The organism is Stenotrophomonas sp. (genome assembly GCF_032103445.1).
GTDB lineage: Bacteria > Pseudomonadota > Gammaproteobacteria > Xanthomonadales > Xanthomonadaceae > Stenotrophomonas.
Map to the genome: position 1 here is coordinate 1 of NZ_DAMDFR010000084.1, position 18,128 is coordinate 18,128.

Below are 18,128 nucleotides of genomic sequence, written 5' to 3' on the forward strand. Positions count from 1 at the left end.
CGCTCCCGCCGCTGCGCCGGCCCCCCCTGCGCCCGCTGCACTGCCCTGGGATGCACTGCTGCAGCGCGCCGGGCTGCGTGGCGGCTGGACATTGCCCCTTGTGTGGCTGGTCGGCGGCCTGCTGCTGGCATGGCTGGCTGCAGCGCGCATCGGCACCGCGTGGATGTGGCCGATCACCCTGGCTCTGTTCGCACTTGTGCTGGGCGTGTGGCTGTCGCGCCGCATTCTTGGCCTGAAGCGCAGGCTGTTACGCCAGCTGCCTGACTTCCTCGACAACCTCGTGCGCCTGACCGCCTTGGGCAACAGCCTGCAGATGGCGTTCCAGACCGCCAGCCAGCAGGTGCCCGCGCCGCTGCGTGGGCTGCTGGACGACACCCTCTCCGGCGCACGCAGCGGCCTCGACCTGGACCGCGCGCTCAGCCAGGCCAGCCGTCCCTATCGCCTGGAAGTGCTTGACGTGCTGGCCGTGGTGCTGGGCGTGAGCATCCGCATCGGCGGCCGTTCCGATCAGATTCTGCAGCGCATGAGCGATTTCATGCGCGACCTTGAACAGGCCCAGCAGGAGCTGATGGCGACCACCTCGGAAACCCGCATGTCGGCCTGGGTGCTGGGCCTGCTGCCACCGCTGTGCGCGTTGCTGATGGCCATTGCCAGCCCGGACTTCTTCCAGCCGGTGCTGCACGCCCCGCTCGGCCACAAGCTGCTCGGCGCGGCGCTGCTGCTGGAGTTGATCGGCGGTTTCCTGCTGTATCGACTGGCGCGCTCGCTATGAACGCGCATCCTTTGTGGTTCATCGCACTGTTGCTGCTGGCTGCCGGGCTGGGTTTGCTGGGCGTGGTCGCCTTGCTGCGCAGTGCCCAGCAGCAGCGAAATGCGGCGGCGTTGCAGAGCGCACTGCGCCCGCGCGAGTCCAGCGCGGATGCCAGCGCGACGGCCAATGCAGGCACATCACCGAGCGCTTCCGCTGCCGCCGACAGCGGCCCGCGCGGGCTGGGCTGGCTGGCCGCCCTGGGCGCGCGCTTCCACGGCGGCCGTCTGCAGGCGGCGCTGCTGGCTCCGGAAGACAGGCTGCTGCTGGACCAGGCCGGTTGGAACACCCGCAGCGGCACCGCCATCTTCCTGGCCTTGCGCCTGCTGCTGGCGGTGCTGTGCCTGGTGCTGGCACTGGCCCTGTTCGACAGCAGCGGCGTGCAACGTGTCGTGGTGATGCTGGCCGCGCTGGCGTTCGGCATCCTGCTGCCCAAGTTCGCACTGCGCGCCTGGGCCGGCCGCCTGCGCCAGCGCGTCAATGCCGAACTGCCGCTGCTGATCGACCTGCTGCGCCTGCTGCAGGGCGTGGGCTTCAGCATGGACCAGAGCCTGCAGACCCTGGGTGACAAACTGCGCGGGGCGATTCCGGTGTTGGGCCGGGAAATCCATCAGGCCAACATTGCCTACATGCACGGGCGTACCCGCGCACAGTCGCTGCGCCGGCTGGGCGAGTCGTTCGACGATGAGGACCTGCGCAGCCTGGTGCAGCTGATGCTGCAGGTGCATGAACACGGCGGTGCAGTGCAGGAACCGCTCAAGCAGTTCAGCCTGCGCCTGCGCGAACACCGCCGCGCCACGTTGAAAGAGAAGGTCGGCAAGCTCTCGGTGAAGATGACCGTGGTGATGATGCTGACTCTGTTGCCAGCGTTGATGCTGGTGCTGTCCGGCCCGGCGATCATCGCCCTGGCCGACGCCATGACCAGACTGGGGTCCTGACATGCGCATGCACGTTCTGCCACTGGTGACGCTGCTGGGCGCGACCGCGCTGGCCGGCTGCAGCACCACCTCCGTCGCACAATACAAGCAGGACCCGGTGAGTCTGGCCGCACCGGAACGGCCACCGCAGGACGACAAGCAGCTGTACCTGGAACTGATCACCCAGATGCAGCGGCAAGGCGCGTGGTACGCCTCGCTGGCGCATGTGGACGCGTACCGGCAGCGTTATGGCGACAGCCCGGCGCTGCGCCTGCTGCAGGCCGACGCGCTGCGCGAAACCGGCCAGCTGCCGGGCGCGCAGACCCTGTACGCCAGCCTCACCAATGGCCCACAGGCCGCGGCCGCTTGGCATGGGCTGGGACTGATCGCCGTGCGCAACGGCGATGACACCCAGGCCGAACAGGCGTTGGCCCGGGCCGTGCAGCTGCAACCGCTGAACACCGATTACCTCGGTGACCTGGGCTTTGCACGCCTGCGCGCCGGCCAGCTCGACCATGCGCGCGAACCGCTGGCCAAGGCGGCCGAGCTCGCGCCTGGCAACGTCAAAGCCAACGCCAATCTGGCGGTGTACGCGCTGCTGCGCAATGACACCGCTACTGCGGAACGGATCTTCAGCAGCGCGGCGCTGCCTGAGGCCGCGCGCCAGGAAGTGCGGCGTCTTGCCCAGCAGCTGCGTCTGCCTGCCGCGCGCGCCGAAGCTCCCGCCACCGTAACGCCACCGCCAGCGCCGCGCCGCGGCACTGCCAGCAAGGCCGCGGTGCCGGCACCGGCTACAGCGCGCAGCGAGCCACGGCTGGCCCCTTCGATGCTGGAGCGCTTCGGTGGCACCCCGACTTCCCAGGAGAGCACCCCATGAGTGATGCCATCCGCACCCTCGCCCATCTGCACGCCGCCCTGCTGCTGGCGCTGCTGGGCACCGCCCCGGCCACGGCACAGCAGCGCCCGCTGACCGGGCAGATGCTGGGCGAGCAACCACCTCCGCCTGCGCCTGCACCGCCCGTGGCTCCTGCGCCGGTGGTGGCACCGGTTGCGGTGGCACCTGCACCGGTGGCCCTGGCGCTGCCACCGCGTCCGCAGCTGGGCGATACCACCCGCGCGTTGCTGCAGCTGCAGGCCAGTGGCGAACGCGCCGGCAAGCCGCACACCGTGCTGGGTGATCAGGCCAGCCGCAGCTACGCGCGCTACCTCAACAGCTTCGACCACCCCATTCCCGAATACCTGGAGCAAAGCGTGCGCAAGGATGTCGCCAGCGAGGGCGGGGAATAATCCATGAGCGCTGCGTGCCAGCCTCCATTCGTCCCACGCCGCGCCCAGCGCGGCGGCATGTCGGTCACCATGATGCTGGTCATGCTCGGCCTCGTCGGCATGCTTGGGCTGATCGAGATCGGTTACCTCTACTGGGCCAAGCGCGATGTGCAGAAAACGGCTGACCTGGCCGCGCTGGCCGGCGCGCAGCGGTTGGATCTGTGCAGCGCCGACCGTGGCGACAACGCGGCGGCACGTGCCAATGCCGTGAATGCCAACCGCTTTCCCGGTGTGCTTCGTGTGCAGTGCGGCGACTGGAACCCCGCCCACAGCAGCGAAGACAACTTCGCCCTGGTGGGTGCCACGGCACCGGCCAACGCGGTGAAGGTGGTCGCCGAACGCTCGGTGCTGCCGTTCCTTGGACAGAACCAGAACCTGCCCACCGTGCGTGCGCAGGCGGTGGCGACCCGTGCACCGCCGTTTGCCGTTCTCAGCGTCGGCTCGCAGCTGCTGCGGGTGAATGGCAATACCCCGCTGGGCAGCGTGCTCAAGCTGGTCGGCGTGGACCTGGACCAGACCACCCTGCTCGGCTATGACGGGCTGGCCCAGGTCAAGGTCACCCCGAAGGGTCTGCTCGAGGCACTGGAGATTCCCGTCAAAGCGGACATCAGCATCGGCGAGTTCAATGCGCTTCTGGCCGCAAACAAGGTGTCACTGGGCCGGCTTGTGGAGGCCACGGCCACTGTGTTGAGCCAGAGCGGTGTCGCCCATGCCGACCTGAGCGCGTTGCACGATGCGCTGGCAGCCAAGCTGGATGTCGACCGGCTGGCGATCCAGCTGGGCAGCAATGACGCCGCCAGCGGCCTGTTCGGCCGCATTGTCGCGCCCGACGGCCCGGCCACCGCTGCGTTGAATGCGCAGGTGAACGCACTCGACCTGCTGGCCACCGGCATCAGCATTGCCAACAGCGGCCGCGCGGTGGAAGTCAGCCAGCTCAATGTGCTGGGCGTGCAGGCCAAGGCGGCGATCATTGAACCGCCGTCGATCGCCATCGGCGGGGTTGGCACTCGTGCCTACAACGCGCAGGTCCGCCTGTTCCTCGACATCGACAGCAACAACCTGGCGCTGGGCCTGGGCAAGGTGCTTACCGCGCTCGGCATCCGACTGCGCCTTCCCATTCATGCCGATGTCACCAATGCCATGGCCACGGTCACCAGTCTGCAGTGCACCGCGGTACCGGCCACCGCCACCGTGCAGGTGGATTCGTCGGTGCTGCGCGCCTGCGTGGGCAAGGTCGCGGAGGCTGACCGCTTCTCCACCCGCAATGTCTGCGAAGCCTCCCTGCAGAACGAACAGCTGCTCACCCTGTTGGGCGCGCCGCTGATCAACGACCGCATCCAGCTCAACGCGCTCAGCCACAGCGAGAATCTCACCCTGGCCGCAGGCGAAACCAGATCCACCTGGATCAATCCGGCACAGATCGGCACTGCGGTGAGCGACCTGGTGCAGCAGCTGCTGCGGGTGCTGGGCGGCATGCTCAATCCAGCCGCCAAGGGCATGAACACCGCCACCACCGCCGACCAGCTGGCCGATCAGTTCCTGAAGGCGTCCAATCCGGGCAACGGGCTGTACGACGTGGACCGCACCATCGCGCTGCTGCGCAACGGCAACCCGGCGCAGGGCATCTCCGCATTTGGCGACTGGACCGTCGAAGATGGCGTGCCGTATGCCTGCGTGCTGGGGCTGGGTACCTGCTACAGGGACGGCTCGGTGTGGGAAGGCTACCGCGCCACCGTGACCGGCCAGGGCCTGGGCCTGCTGGATGGCCTGCTGGGGACGCTGCTGGGCGGGCTGGTGATCAACCGCTGCAGCGGTCTGGTCAGCGCGCTGCTGGCCTACAACGCCTGCGTCAAAGGCAACCTCGCCTCGTACATGCAGACTGCCCCGGCCGGCGTGCTCGACGCCTACCAGGGCAGCGGCAGTGTCACCGACCCCGGCACCAACACGGTGGCCTGCAGCGGCCTGCTCTGCACCCTGCTGCGCCCGGTGCTGGAAGGCGTGCTCAAACCCCTGCTCAACGGGGTGGGCACCCTGCTCACCACCACCCTGGCCACCGTGCTGGGCATTGAACTTGGCCGTACCGATGTGCACCTGCAGGCCACGCACTGCAATCCCGCGCAGCTTGTCTACTGAACCTACTGATGGAAGCCCCGATGATGATCACCACCCTCTCCACTGTTTCCATCAGCCGCAGCCTGCTGGCCCTGGCCCTGCTGCTCGCATCGCTGAGCGTGGTACCCGACGCCCATGCCCGCCGTGGCAAGAATGATGCGCCGGACATCGACCGCAGCGCCCCGGTGGTGCGCAACACCGTGGATGAGCTGCGCCAGCTGATGGACGGCCAGCAGCTCACCGAACTGCGCACCACGTACAACGGCACCTATGGTGCCAGCCTGCTGTTCAATGCCAACACGCTGCAGTACTACGTGTCATTGTTCCAGGGCAAGGAATTCTGGCGCGTGATCAAGACCGATTCGGTGGAGACCGCCGAGAACGTCTACGAGACGTTCGTGAAGCAGACCCGCGACCTGGCGCAGGTGAACATCGACACCATCCGCCTGGAAGCCGGCAAGCGATATACCGAAAGCCTGGTGGCCTACAACGAGCAGCGCCTGCGCAGCCTGCAGCAGGAAGCCGACCTGCAGCGCCAGCAGGCCCAGCAGGTCAGCAGCGCGATCCAGCAGGCCAAGCAGCAGGCCGTGTCGCTGAGCACCGACCTGCGCAGCAGCAACACCCAGCTCGAACAGCTCAACCAGCGCATCCAGGCCCTGCAGGCACAGCAGGGCAACCCGGAACTGTCGCTGCCGACGCCGCCACACCCGACCGCCAGCACCGCACATCCGGTCGCAGGGGAAGCGGGTACGCCCTGATCTGGGGCGTCGGGTTGCCATGGCTGCCATGGCTGCCGTGGCTGCCGTGGCTGCCGGTAGAGTCGCACGACAGTCGACTGCCGATAGCGGCGGGTACTGCATTGGGGCATGACCCCTGAACGAAGGCGCTTCTCCGTTCCATGGTCATGCGTTACCGGTCCTGGCCACATGGTCGGCGGTCGACTATCGTTCGACCCTACCATCTCCCATTTTTCATGCGACGTGGGACACGGCCACATCGACCATCCTCCATAATGCACACCGTGCCCCTATGGAGCGTCACCATGTCATCCCCCGATTCGCCGCTGGTTTTCTACGTCCGCCTGCAGGTCAAACCCGAACGCACCCAGGACTGGCTCGACGCCGTCCACACACTGATCGACCGCATGTCCGAGGAACCGGCCTTCATTTCCTGCGACCTGCATCGTGACACGCACGATCCAACCGTGTTCACGCTGTATGAGCGCTGGGATGAGGCGTCGGTCCAGGACTTCCTGGACCATCAATCCACGGATTACCGCGCCGCTTACGACGCGCTGCTGCCCGATCTGCTGCAGAAGCCGCGCGAACCGCAGGTGCTGGAGCTGGTGCAGAGCTGGGGGTGACGAAGAGGGTGGCGATGGTGATTCCGGGGCAATTGGGGCAATTGGGATATTGGTAGAGTCGCACGACAGTCGACTGCCGATGACACCTGGCACTGCATTGGGGCATGACCGCTGAACGAAGGCGCTTTTCCAATCAAAGGTCATGCGTTACAGAACGTGGACAATCTATCGGCGGTCGTCTTTCGACCGACCCTACCCGCCCCCAAACACCCCCAACACCCCGAACACGCCAGCACGCCGAACGCCCCAGCACCCCAGCACCCCCAGCACCCCCAGCACCCATCAGGCATTCCGCGTTCCCCATTCCGCATTCCCCATTCCGCATCACGCACCGGTGCAAACAAAAACGGCGACCCGGAGGTCGCCGTTTCCACATCACATCACCGGCATGATCAGGCCGCCTTGGCCTGCTCGCTCTGGCGCTTCACCAGCGCGTTGAAACGCGCAAGCGAGGTCAGGTGGTGGTGCACCAGTGCCAGCCAGCCGTTGCGGTGCCAGGCCAGCACGATGTCGTCGGGCAGCTTGGCGAACTTTTCCACGTCGACAACGTGGAAGCCGTTCACCGACATCTTCTCGCCGTTGTTCAGGGTGACGTCGATGCTGCGCTCGACCAGCAGGTCCTGGGCCAGCAGTGCGGCGCTGAACTGACGGGTCTGCTCGTACTCGCGGGTGAAGTCGGCGCAGAACTTCATGGCGTTGTCGACCAGTTCGGTGGCCTTGCCATCAACGAACAGCGGCTCGCCTTCGTCGCTGGTGCCCTGGTTCACCTGCTCGGACGCGGCGTCCAGCGCCAGCAGGAAGTTGCCTTCGTCATCGGACTGCATGAACACGAACGGGTAGCGGCGCAGGTAGGCCGGCGCGTAGGTGTCGTCGGCCCACTTGCCGTCGGTGACGAACAGGTTGTTGCGGCTCAGGCCCACGGCCACGATCGGCGAGGCGTCCTGGCCGGTGAACAGGATCGGGAAGTGCTGTGCGGCCATGCCGAACTCGCCGATCACTGCCGGAATGGCGTTGGTTTCAGCGGCGAACGCCAGCGAACCCTGGCGCAGACGCCAGTTGGCGTGCTTGTCCGATTGCAGCGGCAGCGGCTCGCGGTAGAACAGCGGACCGGAAGCCTGTGCCGGAGCAGCCGGCGGAGTAGTCGTTTCAGCAGTCATGGAATTGGTCAGGTACGACGCGCCAGACAGCCCGGGCGCGAAAGCGGGCACCACATTGATCGGCCACTATAGCGTGGCTTTTTGACGATTTCTGCCATGCCGGTTGGCACGGTCCGCTACAGCCCGGTGAATTCGCTGCAGTCCGGCAACGGGGTGTCGGGCCGGTAGTGGCCCGCCTGCCAGCGCAGGCGACGCTGGTAGGTGCAGGTGCGGTCGGTTTCCGTGCGCAGGTCCTTGGCGGTCAACGGCCCCTTTTCCAGCGAATCGCCAAAGCGTGAGACACCGGCCGGGAAACGGGTGGCCCGGGTGTGGAACTGCAGCACCGGGATGCCCTGGCCTGCCGGATCCAGCCCCAACTGCGCAGCAAAGCGGTATTCATCGTGGCAGGCATCCGCGCGTGCGGTGACGTCCGCCTCGCTGAAGCAGGCCCGGATCATCGCACTGCCTGCCATCGGCAGGGTCGCCACCGTGTCGATCTGGATGCCGTCGTTCTCGTGATACAGGCGCACCAGCATCAGCTCGGACGTGCTGGCCCCGCCGCCTGAATACGATGTCCGCCACTGGCGCAGCGCACCCACCAGCACATTCTGCAGCGCTGCCTGCCCCGCGTCCGTCGGCGCTTGCGGCGCACCGATGCCCGGGCCCAGTCGCACAATGAAGGGCCAGGGCTGCTCGCTGTCTGCCTCATCCTCGCTGGGCAGCGGCACGTAGCGCAGGCGGACGTCGCGCTCCCCGGCTACCTGCTGGGCCAGTTCCAGTTGCGCACCGGCTTCGTCCCGTACGGTGCGCACGCACCAGTTACGGTCCGTGGTGCAGTACCACGCCGAGGAATCCGCATCGGCGGCCGCTGCACCGGGCGGTGCCGCCTGCTCGGTCAGCGGCTCCAGCCGGTTGCCGGCAGCATCCTGCGCGTGAGTCGCTGGCTGGGCCTGGGCGCTGCCGGCGGTCAAGGCCAACAGCAGCAGGGAATGGGAAAAGCGTCGGCGTGATGCCGTCATGGGAATACGTCCTTGTGATGCGTCCTGTTGGATTCATGATGACACGCATGGCGTGTTTCCGTGCACAGGGTCATGGCGTTGACACGCGTGGCGTGTCACTACGACCCTTGGTCGGGCGACCCTGTAGAGACGCGCCATGCGCGTCAACGCACGCCGTCAAGCGCCTGCGAGGCCCCGGTCAGCACCGCGCAGGCATGGTCCTGCAGTTCCTCGCCACTGGCCTGGTGGCCGGCGTCGGCATCCGCCTGGGTGGCCAGCAGCACAAAGCCCGGCGCGCGGGTGTCCTCGCCCTGCCCCACCACCACCAGCGACCAGCGCCCCATCTCACCGGGCGCGGCAAGGTCGCTGGCCAGCAGGCGGATGGGATCGGCAGTCAGGGCTTCGCCGTCCAGCCGTCTGGCCTGGTACACGTGCCCGCGTAGCGGCTGCGGCAACGGCTGCCACGTCGTGCCAATGGCCGGCCGCATCGCCTGCAGCTGGTCGCGGATGTCCGCGCGCAGGCAATCGACGTGGATGTGCAGCTGGTTCTGCGAACGGCCGTGTGCGGAATTCAGCGCCAGGCTGGCCACGTCACGCGGCAGCGGCTGGCCCAGCGCGCGTTCGGTGTAGGCGCGCGCCTGCCAGGCGGCGGCGAAGTAATTGGGCGTACCCGCCTGCAGCAGATGCGGGCTCTCAATACCGGTCACCTTGTCCAACGGCATCAGCAGGAACTGGTAATCACCGTGGGTGTCCTTGACCAGCACGTCGCGGCGCTCCGGGGCCGTTGAGACCGCCAGGCAGGATCCGCGCGGGGTATCCGCGCCCACACAGTCGCGCTGGATCACGCCCCACAGGGCATCGGGATTCGGGGCCGGCTTCGGTGGTGGCGCGGTGGTGCAGGCGGCCAGGCACAACGGCAGCGCCAGCAGGGAAACACGGAGGGAAGACACGAGACAGCAGTTCCATCGCCCGGCCCGGTGCGGGGGGCTTTGGTGGGCATTGTAGCGGTCACCCCATCACCCCGCGATCCCGGCACGGTGGTATGGTCGCCACAGGCTACCGCAGGAGCGACCGATGTCACGGCATACCCGCAGTGCAGTTCCCGTCCTGGCCGTTGCGGCCAGCCTGCTGTCCGGCTGTGTCAGCAGCCCCGGGCCGGAGGTTCGCGGCAGTGGCCAGTGCCACGACGCACCGCTGCAATGGGCGGTAGGTCAGCCCGCTGCGGAAGAGACCATGCGCAAGCTGTTCCGCGAAAGCGGAGCCGGCCTGATCAATCCCATCGGCCCAGCCACGGTGGTCAGCAAGGACCGGCGCGACGACCGCCTGCGGGTGTTCATCGACAAGGACAATGTGATTACTGCGGTGCGTTGCGAATAACCAGCGCCTCACGCCCGATATCGGCAACCGTCCGCGCGCCGGTCAGGGTCATCGCGACCCGCATTTCCTTCGCGATCAGATCCAGCAGATTGGCCACCGCGGCCTCACCGCCGGTGGCCAGCGCATACACGAACGCCCGCCCCAGCAACACCGTATCGGCCCCCAGCGCCAGCATGCGCACCACGTCCAGCCCTGAGCGCACGCCAGAATCCACCAGCACCTTCAGCTCACCCTGCACGGCATCGGCGATCGCCGGCAGCGCGCGCGCCGTAGACAGCACGCCATCCAGCTGGCGACCGCCATGGTTGGACACCACGATGCCGTCGGCACCGAAACGCACCGCATCGCGCGCGTCGTCCGGATCCAGAATGCCCTTGATCACCATCGGCCCGGTCCAGAACTCGCGGATCCACTCCAGGTCCTTCCAGGAAATAGAGGGATCGAAGTTGGCCCCGAGCCAGCCGATGTAATCCGCCAGGCCAGTAGGGGCACCGCGATACGCCGACACATTGCCCAGGTCATGCGGCCGCCCGAACAGGCCCACGTCCCACGCCCAGCGCGGATGGGTCACCGCCTGCAGCATGCGCCGCAGCGGACCGTTCGGCCCGCTCATGCCCGAATGCGCATCGCGGTAACGCGCCCCGGGTACCGGCATGTCGACCGTGAACACCAGGGTGGTCACGCCCGCCGCCTTGGCACGCTCCAGCGCGTTGCGCATGAAGCCACGGTCCTTCAGCACATACAGCTGGAACCACATGGGTCGGGGAATCTTCGGGGCCACCTCCTCGATCGGGCACACCGACACCGTTGACAAGGTAAACGGAACGCCCCGGCTGGCCGCCGCGCGCGCGGCCTGCACTTCGCCGCGCCGGGCGAACATGCCGGTCAGGCCGACCGGGGCCAACGCCACCGGCATCGCCAAGCGCTCACCGAACAGCTCGGTGTCCAGGCTCAGCTCGGACATGTCGCGCAGCACGCGCTGGCGCAGCGCCACATCGGACAGGTCGGACACATTGCGGCGCAAGGTCTGCTCGGCGTACGCACCGCCGTCGATGTAATGGAACAGGAACGGCGGCAGGCGACGCTGCGCGGCAGCGCGGTAGTCCGAAGCGGCGGAAATGATCATGGGGCAGCAACACCGGGCAACAGTCCGCTCACAGCATACCGGGGCACCCGGCCCCGCTGCGCACGCCGCGCATTAGACCAAAGGGTAGGTGCCGACCGTTGGTCGGCACATCGGCCGCAGCCGGGTGACTCAGCAGCCGCAGTCGCTGCTGGGCCCCTTCAACTCCACGCCATTGCCGTCTGGATCCTGCACGTACAGCGACAGTCCATCGCCCTCTGCACCGAAATTGCTGCTGGCCGGGGCATCCACGGCAATGCCGTGCATCTGCAGGTGCTCGCGCAGCTGCGCTTCGTTGAACGGCTCCACGCGCAGGCACAGGTGCGCCATGTTGCGGCCCTGGGTACCGGCGGCGGCGCCGCCGGGCAGACCGAGCTTGCCGTGGATGTCGACCAGATCGATCATCGAACAGCCCGCATGCAGATGCACCATGCCCAGCGTCGGCCGCTCGCGCGCCACGGTGCAGCCCAGTATGTCCCGGTAGAAATGCAGCGCGCGCGGCAGGTCGCTGACCCGCAGCACCACGTGGTCCAGGCACTGCACGGCGAAGGTGGTCTGTCCGGCGGCGGTGGCGTTCATAACTTCTCCAGCTTGTCGGAAATCCGGCGGAACACCGCCAGCACCAGCACGCAGAGCACACTCACGCCCAGCGCGATCACGTATTCGCCAATGCCGACGGCAATGCCGATGGCCGCGGCCATCACCAGCGAGCTGGCCGTGGTCAGGCCGCTGACCTGGTCGTCGCGGCTGCCACGCAGAATGGTGCCGGCGGCCACGAAGCCCACGCAGGCCACCACGGCCTCGATCAGACGCACCGGGTCGACCTGCAGCAGGTCGCGGTAACGCTCCTGCTGGAAATGTTCGGCAATGCTGTCGCCCAGGCCGACGATCAGCGCTGCCGCCCCGGCAATCAGCATGTGCGTGCGCAATCCGGCGGCGTGCTTGCCGAGCTCGCGCTCGATGCCCAGCACCCCGCCGAACAGCATGGCCGCAGCCACCCGCAGCAACAGCGACAGATCCTGCTCCCAGCCCATCCGCGTCTCCTCGGCGATGGGGGAAGCGTTGCGCGAAGCGCGTGGCTGCGCCGTGAAGCGATGTGAATGCGGCCGTGACCGGCGACGGTCAGTGCGCCAGATAGCCGCCGTCGATGGCGTAATAGGTGCCGGTGGCGAACGACGCATCGTCACTGGCCAGCCAGGCCACCAGGGCCGCCACCTCTTCCGAGCGCCCCAGTCGCTTGAGCGCATGCTTGTCTTCCAGCGCCTTGCGCACCGTCGGGTCCATCTTGTCCAGCAGCGGCGTTGCGATGAAGCCCGGGCCGACCGCATTCACCCGGATGTTGTCGGCGGCATGCTCCCAGGCAGCGGTCTGGGTCAAACCGACCACGCCGTGCTTGGCCGCTACATAAGCCGCCGAGTTGTCGAACCCCACCTGGCCCAGAATCGAGGCCATGTTGATGATGCTGCCGCCCTTGCCGGCTTTGCGCAGCGCCTGGATCTGCGCGCGCTGGCACAGGAACACGCTGTTGAGGTTCACGTCGATCACGCGCTTCCAGCCATCCACCGGATAGTCGCCACTGGGCGCGGACGGTCCGCCGATACCGGCGTTGTTGACCGCGATGTCCAGACCGCCCAGTTCCTGCACGGTCTGCTTCACTGCGGCGTCAACGGCGGCTTCATCGGTGACATCCAGGGCGATGCCGATGGCCTTCACGCCGCGTGCGGCCAGCGCCTCGGCGGTTTTCTTCACCGCGTCTTCCTTCAGGTCCCACACGGCCACCGCCGCACCGGAATCGGCGAACAGTTCGGCCACGGCCAGGCCGATGCCGGATACGCCGCCGGTGACGATGGCGACCTTGCCCTTGAGCTGGTAATCAATCATTGCGTGTGTCTCCACAGGTATCAGAGGGGGAAAGCACCCCTACGCTACGCCTGTGATGCGTTACACAAGGTGCATGCAGGGCGCTTTCCGACCGCAACAAACCTTCCCATCGCTGCAACGCACGCAGCCGTATGCTGAAGGTCGTACCGTTCTTCTCTTCCCCACAAGGCCCCGCACATGACTGCACCGACCGACGGTTTGCTGTTCACCCCCACCCGGCTGGGTTCCATCGACCTGCGCAACCGCATTGCGATGGCCCCGCTCACGCGCAACCGCGCCATTGAGGGCCGCGTGCCCAATCCGCTGGCGGTGCAGTACTACCAGCAACGCGCCAGCGCCGGACTGATCATTGCCGAGGCCACCCAGATCAGTCCGCTCGGCCAGGGCTATCTGGACACCCCCGGCATCTACAGCCAGGCGCAGATCGAGGCCTGGCGCAAGGTCACCGACGCGGTGCATGCCGAGGGTGGACGCATCGTGCTGCAGCTGTGGCACGTGGGCCGCATCTCGCACACCAGCCTGCTGCCGGAAGGCGAAGTGCCGGTCGCCCCCAGCGCGGTGCAGGCCAAGGCCAAGACCTTCACTGCGAAGGGCTTTGAAGACGTGTCCGCGCCTCGCGCGCTGGCACTGGACGAAATTCCCGCGCTGATCCAGGACTACCGCCAGGCCGCACGCAACGCCATCATCGCCGGCTTTGACGGCGTCGAAGTGCATGCGGCGAACGGGTATCTGATCGATCAGTTCCTGCGCGACGGCAGCAACCTGCGCACCGACGAATACGGTGGCAGCATCGAGAACCGCACCCGCCTGCTGGACGAAGTGGTACGCGCGGTCGCCGCCGAGATCGGGGCTGAACGCACGGGGGTGCGCCTGTCGCCGACCACGCCGGCCAGCGATGCCTACGACTCCAACCCGCAGCCGTTGTTCGAGCGTGCGGTGGAGCGGCTGGATGCGATTGGCCACCTGGCCTTTGTGCATGTGATCGAAGGGGCCACCGGTGGCCCGCGTGACAACATTCCGTTCGATTACGCCGCGCTGCGCGCGAAGTTCCGCGGCCCGTGGATCGCCAACAACGGCTATGACAAGGACAGCGCCGAAGCCGCCATCGCCCGCGGCTATGCCGACGTGATCGCGTTCGGTCGTGCGTTCATCGCCAACCCGGACCTGGTGGAACGCCTGCGTCTGGGCGTGCCGCTGTCCGAGTTCAACCCCGACACGCTGTATGGCGGCGGGGCTGAGGGGTATGTGGATTACCCGAGCGTTTCGGGGTCCAACGTCGCCGATTGATGTCGTGCCCCGCGGGGCCCGGTGGTCCGTTATCGGACCACCACTGCCTCCAGCTGCACCGGTACGCGCTGCAGCGGCTCGCTGGCCGAGCGCGACAGCTGCACTTCGTACTGCCCGGCGGCGATCTTCCACTGCTTGTCGGCGGTATCGAAACTGGCCAGGGTCTTCGGCTCGGCCTCGATCTGGATGCGACGGCTTTCACCCGGCTGCAGCATCACCTTCTGGAAGCCGACCAGGCGGATCGGGGTGGCACTGCCCTCCGGCAACTTCACATACAACTGCGCTACATCCGCACCGGCCACCTTGCCGGTGTTGCGCACCTCCACCGTGGCCCGCACGCGCTGGCCGTCGGCCACCACGCTCAGGTTGTCATACGCGAACTGCGTGTACGACAGCCCATGGCCGAACGCGAACTGCGGCACCAGGCCCTTGGCGGCAAACCACTTGTAGCCGACGTTGGCCCCTTCAATGTCGTAATTGATGGTCTCATCCGGCTTGTGCTTCGGGTTGAAGCCCAGGCCGTTCACTTCTGGACGCGGCAGCTGGCTGGCGTCCACCGGCCAGGTCACCGGCAGGCGGCCGGACGGATTGACCTTGCCGGTGAGCAGTGCGGCAATCCCTTCGCCGCCGCGGATACCCGGGTACCACGCCTGCAGCAGCGCCGGCACCTGCTGCAGCCACGGCAGCTCGACCGGGCCGTTGGTTTCCAGCACCACCACGGTGTTCGGATTGGCCTTGGCCACGCCGGCAATCAGTGCGTCCTGGTTGTCCGGCAGTTTCATGTGCGGCAGGTCGACCGATTCGGCCGACCACTGAGTGGCGAACACGATCGCCACTTCGGCCGCCGCAGCCGCACGCGCGGCAGCGGCTACATTCGTGCCATCCACATACTCGATGCTTGCGTTGGGCAGCTCGGCGCGCAGCGCCTCCAGCGGCGAGGACGGGTGGAAGATCACCGGGCCCGGCCAGGTGGTCGGCAGCACACCCGGCACCGCATTGGTGCCACGGGCGGTGTAGCCCACGTGCGACGAACCACCGCCGCCGATCACGCCCTTGTCGGCATGCCCGCCGATCACCACGATGCGCTTCACGTCGGCGGCCAGCGGCAGCACGTTGCGTTCATTGCGCAGCAGCACGCTGCCCTCTTCCACCGTGCGCTGGGCGGCATCGAAACCGGCCTGCACGTCGATGGCCACATGCTGCGGCGGCAGGTCGAAGTTGCCGTGCGCGAACATGGTGCGCAGGATGCGCGCGACCATGTCGTCCAGGCGCGCCTGCGGCACCACGCCACCGGCTACGGCCAGGCGCAGCGGCTGGTCGAAATAGACCGCCTTGTCGAACACCTCGCCCGCCGACTGCTGGTCCAGCCCGGCCAGCGCCGCCTTTGAGCCGCTGTGCACGCCGCCCCAGTCGGACATCACGTAACCGGGGAACTTCCACTCCTGCTTGAGCACCTGGTTCATCAGGTAGTCGTGCTCGCAGCCGTAGGTGCCGTTGATCTTGTTGTACGAGCACATCACCGAACCGGGCTTGCCTTCTTCCAAGGCAATTTCAAATGCCAGCAGGTCCGATTCGCGCATCGCCTGTTCGCCGATCTCGGCGCTGTGGAAGTTGCGCGAGGTCTCCATGTCATTCAGCGCGAAGTGCTTCATGGTGGAGATCACGTGCTGGCGCTGCACGCCACGGATCGATTCGCCGACCATGCGGCCGGCCAGCAGCGGGTCTTCGCCGGCGTATTCGAAGTTGCGCCCGTTGCGCGGGTCGCGCTGCAGGTTGACGCTGCCGGCCAGCAGGATGTTGAAGCGCTGCTGCCAGGCTTCGCGGCCCATGGTGGCACCGCCGGTGTAGGCGATCTGCGGGTTCCAGCTGGACGCGGTGGACGGGCCGGAGGGCATCGCGGTGGCGATGTCGCCCTTGCGGATGCCGCCCGGATTGGTCACGCCTACGCCAGCATCGGCCGACTGCTGGGCGGGAATGCCCAGGCGCGGCACGCCGGGCACGAAGCCGGCCGAACCGACCGCACCTTCCGGCAGCGGACCGCCATCCTTGCCCAGCCCGAAGTAGCTGTGCAGCATCTGGAACTTCTCGTCGACGGTCATCTGCGCCACCAGCAGGCGGGCGCGTGCGTCGGCGCTCAGGCCGGTGTCCATCCACGGCGTGTCACCCCCCACCGGGGCGGTGTAGTCGAGGGTCAGCAGCTGCGCCGTCAGCGGCCTGCCGTTGGCGCTGACCTGCAGCTTCACGTCCTGGGCGCGCGCTGCGCTGAAGCCCTGGCGGTAGCCGGCGGCATCGTCCAGCGCCACGTAGCCGGTCGCTTCAGCGCGCGCGGTGTCCAGGCCACCCAGCAGCAGCGCCGGTGCGCCCATGCGCGTCTGTGCGGCGGTGGTGACGACCTGCGCAGGATCGGCCTTCGGAGCCGGCGCATACAGCGCCACGACATGGCGGCCATCGTTCAAGCGCAGGTAGCTCACGCCCGGCGCTTCGATGCCGGAAGCAGCTTCCACCGGCAGGCGCGAGAGCACGACGCGCCCGCGCGCTCCGGCTGCCGCAGGGTCCACGGTGATGAAGCGCGCGGTGTAGCCCAGCGCATCGGCCAGCGCCACCAGCCGGTCGGCCTCGGCGCGCTCGACGTCCTCGACGGTCACGGCATCCACGTCCAGCGCCTGCAGCTGCGCGCCCACGGTGGTGGCGTCGAGCGTGGCAGGCACCTGCTGCAGACGCAGCACGGTGAAGGCATCCGGACCCGCGGCCGGTGCGGCGGTGGCGGTGGTGGCCAGCGACAAGGCAATGGCAGTGGTCAGGACGAGCGGCTTTGTAATCGTTTTCATAAGCGGGCGAAACACCTTTGCTGACGCAGAAAATCCGGGGAGTCTTGCCGCAGAAGGGTGCAGCGCAGGCTGCGGAACGCGGCACGATCAGGCCCCTCCGCCTGTCGCAATGCCATTGCGCCCACAGGGGGTGAAGAGTGGTCGAGCGCGTTCATGTCTGTCAACACGACGTTGGTGGGGATGCGGCGTCATGAACGCCTGACGCGTGGTTTCGATCGTTTTTAAACGTCGGGGAATGGACCGTAACGTCGGGGATAACGCCTTCGGACGCTTGAGCCGCGCCTTGCGCGGGTACCACGCAGGGCGTGGTACCTACGGAATTGTTACGTGCGCAGGACGATTGCGCCGTTCGCCGGGCGCGCCCGGCGGGACTTCGGACTATTAGTATTTTTGCTAATTCCCGGTAGCATGTCGGTCTCAGCTCTTGATCTTTGCTTTTCCGACACTCCGACCATGCCTGGGCCCTCCCTCCACCGCTGCCAGCCACAACCCCACCAGGAGGCCCCCTGATGGCCGCCGTACGGGCGCTGGAAGACCTGCTGGCCAGCCGCCAGGTCTGGCGCGGGCAGCCGCGGGCGGTGCCTTCGGAAACCCCGGCCCACCCCACCGGCCACCCGGCGCTGGACGCACGCCTGCCCGGCGGTGGCTGGCCACCTGCCTCACTGTCCGAGGTGCTGCTGGCCGCCCCCGGCCAGGGCGAACTGGCGCTGGTGTGGCCGACCCTGGCCCGATTGAGCCAGGAGCAGCAGACCGTGGTGCTGATCGCCCCGCCTTACCTGCCGCACGCCCCGGCCTGGAGCCGCGCCGGGTTGGCCCTGAACCAGCTGCAGGTGGTGCACGCGTCGCCGCGCGAAGCGCTGTGGGCGGCCGAACAATGCCTGCGCTCGGCCGCCTGCGCGGCGGTGCTGTGCTGGCCGCAGACCACTGACGACCGCGCCCTGCGCCGCCTGCAGGTCGCCGCCGAAAGCGGCC

Annotated in this window: 18 protein-coding genes; 10 read left to right on the plus strand and 8 right to left on the minus strand. The window is 67.5% G+C overall.

Annotated elements, in window-relative coordinates; genetic code table 11:
* The 7 genes from RT551_RS19285 to RT551_RS19315 form a co-directional block, all read left to right on the plus strand.
* A partial coding sequence (locus tag RT551_RS19285) for a type II secretion system F family protein (RefSeq protein ID WP_313461468.1) occupies positions 1 to 772 on the plus strand: 772 nt, incomplete at its 5' end.
* A complete protein-coding gene (locus RT551_RS19290; protein ID WP_313461470.1) occupies positions 769 to 1,746 on the plus strand; it encodes a type II secretion system F family protein in 978 nt (325 codons plus the stop codon). The genes RT551_RS19285 and RT551_RS19290, both read left to right, overlap by 4 nt.
* Before the next feature lies 1 nt (position 1,747).
* Positions 1,748 to 2,602 (plus strand): Flp pilus assembly protein TadD, encoded by an 855-nt coding sequence (locus tag RT551_RS19295; protein ID WP_313461472.1) that lies wholly within the window; start codon positions 1,748 to 1,750, stop codon positions 2,600 to 2,602.
* Positions 2,599 to 3,012, plus strand: coding sequence for a DUF3613 domain-containing protein (locus RT551_RS19300; protein ID WP_313461474.1), 414 nt, complete (start codon positions 2,599 to 2,601; stop codon positions 3,010 to 3,012). The genes RT551_RS19295 and RT551_RS19300 overlap by 4 nt, the downstream gene beginning before the upstream one ends.
* Before the next feature lie 3 nt (positions 3,013 to 3,015).
* The gene (locus RT551_RS19305; RefSeq protein WP_313461476.1) at positions 3,016 to 5,184 is read left to right on the plus strand and encodes a TadG family pilus assembly protein; all 2,169 of its coding nucleotides are present in this window, start codon (positions 3,016 to 3,018) and stop codon (positions 5,182 to 5,184) included.
* 23 nt (positions 5,185 to 5,207) lie between these two features.
* Positions 5,208 to 5,921 (plus strand): DUF2968 domain-containing protein, encoded by a 714-nt coding sequence (locus tag RT551_RS19310; RefSeq protein WP_313461478.1) that lies wholly within the window; start codon positions 5,208 to 5,210, stop codon positions 5,919 to 5,921.
* A 284-nt stretch (positions 5,922 to 6,205) separates the two neighbouring features.
* Positions 6,206 to 6,526 (plus strand): putative quinol monooxygenase, encoded by a 321-nt coding sequence (locus RT551_RS19315; protein WP_313461480.1) that lies wholly within the window; start codon positions 6,206 to 6,208, stop codon positions 6,524 to 6,526.
* A gap of 392 nt (positions 6,527 to 6,918) precedes the next feature.
* Here RT551_RS19315 and RT551_RS19320 read toward each other — a convergent pair whose 3' ends face one another.
* From RT551_RS19320 to RT551_RS19330, 3 genes are all read right to left on the minus strand, one after another.
* Entirely contained in the window at positions 6,919 to 7,683 is a 765-nt protein-coding gene (locus RT551_RS19320; RefSeq protein WP_313461482.1) for a SapC family protein, read from the minus strand.
* A gap of 116 nt (positions 7,684 to 7,799) precedes the next feature.
* Positions 7,800 to 8,681 carry a hypothetical protein gene (locus RT551_RS19325; protein ID WP_313461484.1) on the minus strand — a complete coding sequence of 294 codons (882 nt, stop codon included), beginning with the start codon at positions 8,679 to 8,681 and terminating at the stop codon, positions 7,800 to 7,802.
* 143 nt (positions 8,682 to 8,824) lie between these two features.
* The gene (locus RT551_RS19330) at positions 8,825 to 9,610 is read right to left on the minus strand and encodes a CDP-diacylglycerol diphosphatase (protein WP_313461486.1); all 786 of its coding nucleotides are present in this window, start codon (positions 9,608 to 9,610) and stop codon (positions 8,825 to 8,827) included.
* Between the two features lie 124 nt (positions 9,611 to 9,734).
* On the opposite strand from RT551_RS19330, the gene RT551_RS19335 reads away from it, so the two are divergent.
* The gene (locus tag RT551_RS19335; RefSeq protein WP_313461488.1) at positions 9,735 to 10,037 is read left to right on the plus strand and encodes a hypothetical protein; all 303 of its coding nucleotides are present in this window, start codon (positions 9,735 to 9,737) and stop codon (positions 10,035 to 10,037) included.
* On the opposite strand, the gene lldD is transcribed toward RT551_RS19335, so the two are convergent.
* The 4 genes from lldD to RT551_RS19355 form a co-directional block, all read right to left on the minus strand.
* Positions 10,015 to 11,163, minus strand: coding sequence for an FMN-dependent L-lactate dehydrogenase LldD (gene lldD / locus RT551_RS19340; RefSeq protein WP_313461490.1), 1,149 nt, complete (start codon positions 11,161 to 11,163; stop codon positions 10,015 to 10,017). The genes RT551_RS19335 and lldD overlap by 23 nt on opposite strands.
* A gap of 129 nt (positions 11,164 to 11,292) precedes the next feature.
* Positions 11,293 to 11,739, minus strand: a complete 447-nt coding sequence (locus RT551_RS19345) for a VOC family protein (RefSeq protein ID WP_313461492.1) — start codon at positions 11,737 to 11,739, stop codon at positions 11,293 to 11,295.
* Positions 11,736 to 12,194, minus strand: coding sequence for an MgtC/SapB family protein (locus RT551_RS19350; RefSeq protein WP_282297816.1), 459 nt, complete (start codon positions 12,192 to 12,194; stop codon positions 11,736 to 11,738). Before RT551_RS19350 ends, RT551_RS19345 begins: the two co-directional genes overlap by 4 nt.
* Before the next feature lie 88 nt (positions 12,195 to 12,282).
* Complete coding sequence (locus RT551_RS19355; RefSeq protein ID WP_313461495.1) at positions 12,283 to 13,041, minus strand: SDR family NAD(P)-dependent oxidoreductase; 759 nt, start codon at positions 13,039 to 13,041, stop codon at positions 12,283 to 12,285.
* Between the two features lie 177 nt (positions 13,042 to 13,218).
* Between RT551_RS19355 and RT551_RS19360 the strand changes: the two genes are divergently transcribed.
* Positions 13,219 to 14,328 carry an alkene reductase gene (locus RT551_RS19360; RefSeq protein ID WP_313461497.1) on the plus strand — a complete coding sequence of 370 codons (1,110 nt, stop codon included), beginning with the start codon at positions 13,219 to 13,221 and terminating at the stop codon, positions 14,326 to 14,328.
* A 29-nt stretch (positions 14,329 to 14,357) separates the two neighbouring features.
* On the opposite strand, the gene RT551_RS19365 is transcribed toward RT551_RS19360, so the two are convergent.
* Complete coding sequence (locus RT551_RS19365; protein WP_313461499.1) at positions 14,358 to 17,156, minus strand: glycoside hydrolase family 3 C-terminal domain-containing protein; 2,799 nt, start codon at positions 17,154 to 17,156, stop codon at positions 14,358 to 14,360.
* Positions 17,157 to 17,665: 509 nt separating this feature from the next.
* Between RT551_RS19365 and imuA the strand changes: the two genes are divergently transcribed.
* Positions 17,666 to 18,128: translesion DNA synthesis-associated protein ImuA (gene imuA, locus RT551_RS19370; RefSeq protein ID WP_313461500.1), on the plus strand; the 463-nt coding region annotated here is incomplete at its 3' end.

Coding starts and splice junctions, on each gene's coding strand:
- RT551_RS19290 (WP_313461470.1), top strand. CDS start 769: ATGAACGCGCATCCTTTGTGGTTCATCGCACTGTTGCTGCTGGCTGCC.
- RT551_RS19295 (WP_313461472.1), top strand. CDS start 1,748: ATGCGCATGCACGTTCTGCCACTGGTGACGCTGCTGGGCGCGACCGCG.
- RT551_RS19300 (WP_313461474.1), top strand. CDS start 2,599: ATGAGTGATGCCATCCGCACCCTCGCCCATCTGCACGCCGCCCTGCTG.
- RT551_RS19305 (WP_313461476.1), top strand. CDS start 3,016: ATGAGCGCTGCGTGCCAGCCTCCATTCGTCCCACGCCGCGCCCAGCGC.
- RT551_RS19310 (WP_313461478.1), top strand. CDS start 5,208: ATGATCACCACCCTCTCCACTGTTTCCATCAGCCGCAGCCTGCTGGCC.
- RT551_RS19315 (WP_313461480.1), top strand. CDS start 6,206: ATGTCATCCCCCGATTCGCCGCTGGTTTTCTACGTCCGCCTGCAGGTC.
- RT551_RS19320 (WP_313461482.1), bottom strand. CDS start 7,683: ATGACTGCTGAAACGACTACTCCGCCGGCTGCTCCGGCACAGGCTTCC.
- RT551_RS19325 (WP_313461484.1), bottom strand. CDS start 8,681: ATGACGGCATCACGCCGACGCTTTTCCCATTCCCTGCTGCTGTTGGCC.
- RT551_RS19335 (WP_313461488.1), top strand. CDS start 9,735: ATGTCACGGCATACCCGCAGTGCAGTTCCCGTCCTGGCCGTTGCGGCC.
- lldD (WP_313461490.1), bottom strand. CDS start 11,163: ATGATCATTTCCGCCGCTTCGGACTACCGCGCTGCCGCGCAGCGTCGC.
- RT551_RS19345 (WP_313461492.1), bottom strand. CDS start 11,739: ATGAACGCCACCGCCGCCGGACAGACCACCTTCGCCGTGCAGTGCCTG.
- RT551_RS19350 (WP_282297816.1), bottom strand. CDS start 12,194: ATGGGCTGGGAGCAGGATCTGTCGCTGTTGCTGCGGGTGGCTGCGGCC.
- RT551_RS19355 (WP_313461495.1), bottom strand. CDS start 13,041: ATGATTGATTACCAGCTCAAGGGCAAGGTCGCCATCGTCACCGGCGGC.
- RT551_RS19360 (WP_313461497.1), top strand. CDS start 13,219: ATGACTGCACCGACCGACGGTTTGCTGTTCACCCCCACCCGGCTGGGT.
- RT551_RS19365 (WP_313461499.1), bottom strand. CDS start 17,156: ATGAAAACGATTACAAAGCCGCTCGTCCTGACCACTGCCATTGCCTTG.